This window comes from Stenotrophomonas sp. P5_B8, assembly GCF_054049855.1.
The window spans coordinates 1-2,989 of the sequence record NZ_JBFULO010000448.1 but is presented as its reverse complement, the minus strand read 5'-3'; the positions used below and the strand labels follow the sequence as shown (position 1 = coordinate 2,989).

Here is a 2,989-nt window from a genome sequence, read left to right as displayed (position 1 = left end):
GTTCTGCATCAGCGCCTGCAGCACTTCGGGCAGGTATTCGGGATCGTTGCGCGCGGCGCGCTCGAAGGCGCGCACGGCGGCTTCGGCATTGCCCGCATCCGCTTCAAGACGGCCCTCGATGATGCCGGCGCGGACCGACATCGCATCGGCCTGGTAGGCGCGCGCGATGGCCGCCCTCGCCTCCTCGATCTTGCCGGCGCCGCGGAAGCGCTCGGCCAGTTCGCATTCGAACTGCCCGATCAGCTTGCCCATCGGCTCGCCGGTGACTTCCTCGAAGCGGCTGGCGTTGTCGATCGCCTTTTCCCAGTCACGCTCGGCCTGGTAGATCCCGATCAGGTGCTTGAGCGCCTGCGGCGCGCGCTGGTCGATCTGCGCCAGCTCACTGAACACGGTTTCGGCACGGTCCAGCAGCCCGGACTTCATGTAGTCCTCGCCCAGGGCGAGCAGTGCCTGCACCCGCTGCGCGTCATTCAGGTCGGCACGGTTGACCAGGCCCTGGTGCAGCCGGATCGCACGATCCACCTCGCCACGACGGCGGAACAGGTGGCCCAGCGCGACCTGGGTTTCGAAGGTTTCCTTGTCCAGCTCGGCGATATGCAGGAACAGCTCGATCGCCTTGTCCGGCTGCTCGTTGAGCAGGTAGTTCAGGCCACGGAAATAGGTGCTGGACAGGCGGCTGACCTGGTTGTCGCCATGGCGCTGGCCACCGCGACGGCCTATCACCCAGCCGGACAACGCCGCCAACGGCAGGAACAGGAAGAACCAGAACCACTCGGAGACAAATTCCATCGGGGCTCAGCGTCCGTCGAAAGTAGAAGAAGGGGTGGAAGCCGGCGCCACGACCGCGGTCGGGACAGCCTTCTGCGCCTTGCGCAGCTTCGCGTACAACGGGATCACCAGGCTGGCCAGCACGATGCCGCCGCCGATGATGGCACCGGACAACAGGGCGACAATGATCGCCAGGCCGGTGGTGKTGGTGATTTGGGTGAAGCCCAGACTGAGAACCATCTTGTCCGAGTTGAGCGCACCAATAATCAGTCCGGCGACCAGAACCGCCAGCAGCACAAGCAGACGTACGACTTTCATGTAGCATCTCCAGTTCCGGGAGATTCAAAGAGTAGCGGAATATAGAGCAGCGGGACAAAGAGGCCCGGAACGAAAAAAGCAGCGGACCAACGGTCCGCTCTACGCGGGGTCGCTTTCCAGCGGCACCACGGCGCTGACGCGCTCGCGCAGCTCCTTGCCGGGTTTGAAATGCGGGACATGCTTGCCCGGCAATGCGACCGACTCCCCGGTCTTGGGGTTGCGCCCCAGCCTGGGTGGCCGGTAGTGCAACGAAAAACTGCCGAACCCGCGGATCTCGATGCGATCCCCGCCGGCCARCGCCCCACCCATCATTTCCAGCAACGACTTCACGGCCAGATCGACATCGTCCGACTTCAAATGCGCCTGTCGGCGCGCCAGGATTTCGATCAGCTCGGATTTGGTCATTACGGGCTCTTCGGGGGGAACTAGACCCTGAAACGGCCCGGACTGTTGTCCGGGCCGTCCAGGAAACTACGACAGCGACAGACCGATTACTCGGACTTGTTGCCGTTCAGCTGTGCACGCAGCAGCGCGCCGAGCTGGGTGGTGCCGCTGGACGCCGAAGAGGACTGGTATTCCTCCAGCACTTCGCGCATTTCCGCATCGTCCTTGGCCTTGATCGACAGCTGCAGGGTACGACCCTTGCGATCCATGCCCACGAACTTGGCTTCAACCTTGTCGCCGACCTTCAGGAACTGGGTCGCGTCGTCCACGCGCTCGTTCGCAACATCGCGAGCGGCCACGTAGCCTTCGATGCCGTCAGCCAGTTCGATGGTAGCGCCCTTGGCGTCCACTTCCTTGACCACGCCTTCGACCTTGGAACCCTTCGGGTTGGCCGCCATGTACTGACCGAACGGATCCTGCTCCAGCTGCTTGACGCCCAGGCTGATGCGCTCGCGCTCCGGATCGACGGCCAGGACCACTGCGTCCAGGTTGTCGCCCTTCTTGTAGTTGCGGACCACGTCTTCGCCGGTGGTGTTCCAGCTGATGTCGGACAGGTGCACCAGGCCATCGATACCGCCGTCCAGGCCGATGAAGATGCCGAAGTCGGTGATCGACTTGATCTGGCCCGACACCTTGTCGCCCTTCTTGTGGATGGCAGCGAAGGTTTCCCACGGATTGGCGGCAACCTGCTTCATGCCCAGCGAGATGCGGCGACGCTCCTCGTCGACGTCCAGGACCATGACTTCAACTTCGTCACCGACCTGCACAACCTTGGACGGGTTGACGTTCTTGTTGGTCCAATCCATTTCCGACACGTGCACCAGGCCTTCCACGCCCGGCTCGATCTCGACGAATGCGCCGTAATCGGTGACGTTGGAGACCTTGCCGAAGACGCGGCTGTTGGCCGGGTAACGACGGGCGATGTTGTCCCACGGATCTTCACCCAGCTGCTTCAGACCCAGCGAAACGCGGTTGCGCTCGCGGTCGAACTTCAGCACGCGGACGTCCAGCTCGTCGCCGACGTTCACGACTTCGGACGGATGGCGCACGCGCTTCCAGGCCATGTCGGTGATGTGCAGCAGGCCGTCGATACCGCCCAGGTCCACGAACGCGCCGTAATCGGTCAGGTTCTTGACGACACCCTTCAGGATCGCGCCTTCCTGCAGCTTGTCCATCAGCTGCTCGCGCTCTTCCGAGTGCTCGCTTTCGACGACAGCGCGGCGCGAAACCACGACGTTGTTACGCTTGCGGTCCAGCTTGATGAGCTTGAATTCCAGCTCCTTGCCTTCCAGGTAGGCCGGATCGCGCACGGGGCGCACATCGACCAGGGAACCCGGCAGGAACGCGCGGACATCCTTGATGTCCACGGTGAAACCACCCTTGACCTTGCCGCTGATGCGACCGGTGATGGTTTCGTTCTTCTCCAACGCTTCTTCCAGCTCGTCCCACACCATCGCGC

The 2,989-nt window shown here is 63.0% G+C and carries 4 protein-coding genes; all 4 read right to left on the bottom strand.

Annotated features, from left to right (window positions below; all coding sequences use genetic code 11):
• On the bottom strand, positions 1 to 789 hold a 789-nt coding region (lapB, locus tag ACXJKH_RS17820), incomplete at its 3' end, for a lipopolysaccharide assembly protein LapB (protein ID WP_457321323.1).
• A 6-nt stretch (positions 790 to 795) separates the two neighbouring features.
• The gene (locus ACXJKH_RS17815) at positions 796 to 1,086 is read right to left on the bottom strand and encodes a hypothetical protein (RefSeq protein ID WP_457321321.1); all 291 of its coding nucleotides are present in this window, start codon (positions 1,084 to 1,086) and stop codon (positions 796 to 798) included.
• Positions 1,087 to 1,185: 99 nt separating this feature from the next.
• Entirely contained in the window at positions 1,186 to 1,491 is a 306-nt protein-coding gene (locus ACXJKH_RS17810) for an integration host factor subunit beta (RefSeq protein ID WP_017355596.1), read from the bottom strand.
• An 86-nt stretch (positions 1,492 to 1,577) separates the two neighbouring features.
• On the bottom strand, positions 1,578 to 2,989 hold a 1,412-nt coding region (rpsA, locus tag ACXJKH_RS17805), incomplete at its 5' end, for a 30S ribosomal protein S1 (RefSeq protein ID WP_457321319.1).